Consider the following 4583-nt stretch of genomic DNA (forward strand, 5'->3'; position numbering starts at 1 on the left):
GTCGACGGCACTGTTCGGGGAAAAGTCCGAAGGCTGCATGTGTCCATCCTGCCGTATGCGCGGAAAGGACGCGGACCGAGAACCGGTCCGCGTCCCCTCGTCGGCGGGCTCAGAAGCGGGGCGCCTCGGTGTAGGTCCCGAACTCCTCGCCCATGGTCGCGCAGATCTCACCGAGCGTGGCCTCGGCGCGGGCGGCGTCCATGATCAGCGGCACCAGGTTCCGGTCGCCGGATTTCACGCCCGCCAGCAGGTCGGCCAGCGCCTTCTCGACCGCGGCGCCGTCGCGGGCCTCGCGCCGCTCGGTGAGCACCCGGCGCTGTTCGCGCTCCACCTCGTGGCCGATGCGCAGGATGTCCAGCTCGCCGGAGACCGTGGGCATGTGGGCGTTGACGCCGACGATGCGCTTGTCGCCCTTCTCCAGCGCCTGCTGGTACTGGAACGCGGACTCGGCGATCTCGGAGGAGAAGTAGCCGTTCTCGATCCCGGCCAGGATGCCGGAGGTCATCGGGCCGATCGCGTGCTCGACGCCGTCCCCGCCGCCCATCCGCCGGATGTGCGCGAAGATCTGCTCGGCCTCGGCCTCGATCTCGTCGGTGAGCGCCTCCAGGTACCAGGAGCCGCCCAGCGGGTCGGCGACGTTGACCACCCCGGTCTCCTCCATGAGCACCGCCTGGGTGCGCAGGGCGATCTCGGCGGCCTGCTCGGTGGGCAGGGCCAGGGTCTCGTCCAGGGCGTTGGTGTGCAGCGAGTTGGTGCCGCCCAGGACGGCGGCGAGCGCCTCGACGGCGGTGCGCACCACGTTGTTGTAGGGCTGCTGGGCGGTGAGGGAGACCCCGGCGGTCTGGGTGTGGAACCGCAGCCACTGGGACTTCTCGCTCTTGGCGCCGTACACGTCGCGCATCCAGCGGGCCCAGATGCGGCGGGCGGCGCGGAACTTGGCGATCTCCTCGAAGAAGTCGATGTGGGCGTCGAAGAAGAACGACAGCCCGGGCGCGAACGAGTCGATGTCCAGGCCGCGGGACAGCCCCAGCTCCACGTAGCCGAACCCGTCGGCGAGGGTGTAGGCCAGCTCCTGGGCGGCCGTGGCCCCGGCCTCGCGGATGTGGTAGCCCGACACCGACAGCGGCTTGTACGCGGGGATGTTCTCCGCGCAGTACTCCATGAGGTCGCCGATGAGGCGCAGCTGCGGCTCGGGCGGGTACAGCCACTCCTTCTGGGCGATGTACTCCTTGAAGATGTCGGTCTGGAGCGTGCCGTTGAGGGTGCCGATGTCCACGCCCTGGCGCTCGGCGGCCACCAGGTACATGCAGAACGCGGGGACGGCCGGGCCGCTGATGGTCATGGACGTGGTGGTCTCGCCCAGCGGGATGCCGTCGAAGAGCAGGTCCATGTCGGCCACCGAGTCGATGGCCACGCCGCAGTGGCCGACCTCGCCCAGCGCGTGCGGGGAGTCGGAGTCGTGGCCCATGAGGGTGGGCATGTCGAAGGCGACCGAGAGCCCGCCGCCGCCGGAGGCGAGGATCATCTTGTAGCGCTCGTTGGTCTGGCGCGCGTTGCCGAACCCGGCGAACTGGCGGATGGTCCAGGCCCGGCCGCGGTAGCCGGTGGGGTAGAGCCCGCGGGTGAAGGGGAATTCGCCGGGCCAGCCGATGCGCTCGAACCCGGGGACCTCGGCGCCGGGGGGCGGCCCGTAGACCGGTTCCAGGGTGCGCCCGGACAGGGAGGTGAAGTCGGCGTCGCGCTTGCGCGCGGCGTCGTAGCGGCGCTGCCAGCGTTCGCGTCCGGCTTCGATGTCCTCGGTACCGCCGCCGTTGGTGGTGCCGTTCGTGGTGTTCGCCATACCTGGATAGTAGGACGTCCAACTAAATATGTACAGGAGGGGGATCCACGGCACCGCGCGGACTCCCGGTCGGGACTCAGCGGCCCTCGGCGGCCTCGGCCATGGGCTCGGCGGTCGATCCGGCCGCCGCCCCGGCCCCCGGCCCGGCCTCCTGCTCGGGGAAGTCCCCGAAGTCGACGCGCAGCCGGGTGAACATGCGGTGCATGTCCCACAGCTCCCCGTCGGAGTAGCAGCCCAGGCCGAAGTCCAGGTCGAGCAGGACCCGGGTGGCCCGCTCGGTCACCTCCCGGCCGGAGTCGGTGATCTCCGCCAGCACGCCGCGGCCGTCGCTGGGGTTGGGGCGGCGGAGCACGAAGCCCTGCCCCTCCAGCCGGTCGATGGTGTTGGTGACGCTGGTCGGGTGGACCATGAGGCGTTCGCCGATCTTGCCCAGCGGCAGCGACCCGGTGGTGCTGAAGGTGAGCAGGACCAGCGCCTCGTAGCGGGCGAAGGTGAGGCCGAACGGCTTGAGGGCGCCGTCCAGCTCTCCGATGAGGATCTGCTGCGCGCGCATGACTGAGGTGACGGCGGCCATGGCGGGCGAGGGCCCCCATCTCCGCGTCCAGTTGTCGTGCGCGCGTTCGATCGGGTCGAACGGAAGGTTCAAAGGGTTTCCCACGCGGTCACTCTATGGGCCCCGTCGAGCCCTCGCACCCCACTCTTTGTGCGCCTAGCATCACATCCCGCCGAGGTCAATGCTTTTGCGTGGCCACAAGGGGACACCGGATCTCCGGGGCCACTGGTACGGCCTGCGATCTCGAAAAATCCGCACCGGACCGATATCGGAGAGTCACAAAGGGCCGGAAACTTCGGCGCTGACCGTTGACGACCCCCGTAATTATTAGTTAAGTTTCCTAAAAATTTATCTTCCCTGGTCAGGCCCCCGGGCCCTGCAACCCCCCGACAGCAGGAGATCCACGACGTGAGAGCACGACCCTTCCGGAACCGGTGCGCGGCGATCTTCGCCGCGACCGTGCTGGCGGCACCGCTCATGGCCGCCTCGCTCCCGGCGGCCGCCGCGGAGGCGCCCGCCACGGGCCTGACCGTCTCCTATGTGGAGTCCGCCCGGTGGAACACCGGGTACACCGGCCAGATCGTCGTCCACAACGCCTCCGACACCCCGGTGGGCAACTGGAAGATCGAGTTCGCCCTGCCCGACGGCAGCCGCATCCACGAACTGTGGAACGCCACCCTGGCCGGCGGCCCGTCCGGGTACACCATCACCCCGCCGCACTGGGGCGCCACCATCCCCGCCGGCGGCACCTACAGCTTCGGGTTCAACGGCGTGCACCGGGACGGCTCCACCGACCCGCTCTCCTGCACCGTCAACGGGGCGCCCTGCGCCGGCGGCGACACCGGCACCGGCCCCGACCACGACTTCCTCAGCGTCGCCTACTACACGCAGTGGAGCGCCGAGGAGCGCGACTACCAGGTGGCCGACCTGATCGGGACCGGCAGCGCCGAGCGGCTGACGCACATCCAGTACGCGTTCGGCAACGTCAGCGCCGACGGCGAGTGCTTCATGACCGATGAGGAGGGCGAGGGCGACGCGCTGGCCGACTACGGGCACACGGTCCCGGCCGGCGACAGCGTCGACGGCGTCGCCGACGACCCGGCCCAGGAGCTGCGCGGCAACTTCAACCAGCTGCTCAAGCTCAAGGAGGAGAACCCCCACCTGAGCATCAGCATCTCGCTGGGCGGCTGGAACTGGTCCCGGTACTTCTCCGACGCGGCCCTGACCGAGGAGTCGCGCGAGCGCCTCGTCGAGTCCTGCGTCGACCTGTACCTGCGCGGCAACCTGCCCGAGCTCAACGGCGCGGGCGGCGAGGGCGCCGCCTACGGCGTCTTCGACGGCATCGACCTCGACTGGGAGTGGCCGGGCACCGACGGCAACCCGCACAACGTGGTCCGCCCCGAGGACAAGGAGAACTTCACCGCCCTGGTCCAGGAGTTCCGCGACCAGCTGGACGCGTACGGCGAGGAGACCGACCGCCACTTCGAGCTGAGCGCGTTCGTGCCGGCCGGCGGCTGGCGCCTGGACTCCGGGTACGAGCTCGACGCGCTCATGCCGAACTTCGACTTCGTCATGGTGCAGGGCTACGACTACCACGGCACCTGGGAGAGCGTCACCAACCACCAGTCCAACCTGGTGACCGACGCCCGCGACCCCGAGCCGGTCATCTCCGCCGAGCTGATCCGCAACGCCTACGTCTCCCGCGGCGTGGACCCGGCCAAGATCGTCCTGGGCCTGCCCTTCTACGGCCAGGGCTGGACCGGCGTGGAGCCCGGCCCCGAGGGCGACGGCATCTTCCAGCCCGCCACCGGCCCGGCGCAGGGCACCTACGCGACGGGCACCGAGGAGTGGCGCTTCCTCAAGGAGAAGGTCGCCTCCGGTGATTTCCAGGTCTTCCGCAACGACGAGGCGGGCACCGCCTGGATCTACGACGGCGAGACCTTCTGGAACTACGACGACGAGACCGCGATCGCCCAGAAGACCGAGTGGGCCCTGGACAACGGCTACTCCGGCGTCATGGTCTGGGCCATCGACGGCGACGACGCCGACGGCAGCCTGATGGCCTCCATCGACACGGCCCTGAAGGCGGGCCGACCCTAGAACGTCCCGGTCGGCGGCGCCTACGGCCCCTCCCTCCGCCGACCGGGAGCCAAGCGGTGTCGGTGCTCTGATCCGGGGAGCACCGCCACC

At 70.0% G+C, this 4583-nt stretch carries 3 protein-coding genes; 1 reads left to right on the plus strand and 2 read right to left on the minus strand.

Translation table 11 applies throughout. The annotated features are described in order from the left end of the window. Window positions 1-109: 109 nt before the first annotated feature. On the minus strand, window positions 110-1840 hold the full coding sequence (icmA, locus tag ACJOT3_RS32725; RefSeq protein ID WP_406977003.1) for a coenzyme B12-dependent isobutyryl-CoA mutase large subunit: 1731 nt from the start codon (window positions 1838-1840) through the stop codon (window positions 110-112). 76 nt (window positions 1841-1916) lie between these two features. Then, the gene (locus ACJOT3_RS32730) at window positions 1917-2486 is read right to left on the minus strand and encodes a MarR family winged helix-turn-helix transcriptional regulator (RefSeq protein WP_406977005.1); all 570 of its coding nucleotides are present in this window, start codon (window positions 2484-2486) and stop codon (window positions 1917-1919) included. 315 nt (window positions 2487-2801) lie between these two features. Here ACJOT3_RS32730 and ACJOT3_RS32735 point away from each other — a divergent pair, with 315 nt between their 5' ends. Then, a complete protein-coding gene (locus ACJOT3_RS32735; protein WP_406977004.1) occupies window positions 2802-4493 on the plus strand; it encodes a glycosyl hydrolase family 18 protein in 1692 nt (563 codons plus the stop codon). Window positions 4494-4583 lie beyond the last annotated feature (90 nt).

This window comes from Nocardiopsis protaetiae (assembly GCF_045446735.1).
GTDB lineage: Bacteria > Actinomycetota > Actinomycetes > Streptosporangiales > Streptosporangiaceae > Nocardiopsis > Nocardiopsis protaetiae.

What these genes read in the sequence shown, in the direction of transcription:
- icmA (WP_406977003.1), bottom strand. Translation starts at nt 1,840, where the DNA reads ATGGCGAACACCACGAACGGCACCACCAACGGCGGCGGTACCGAGGAC.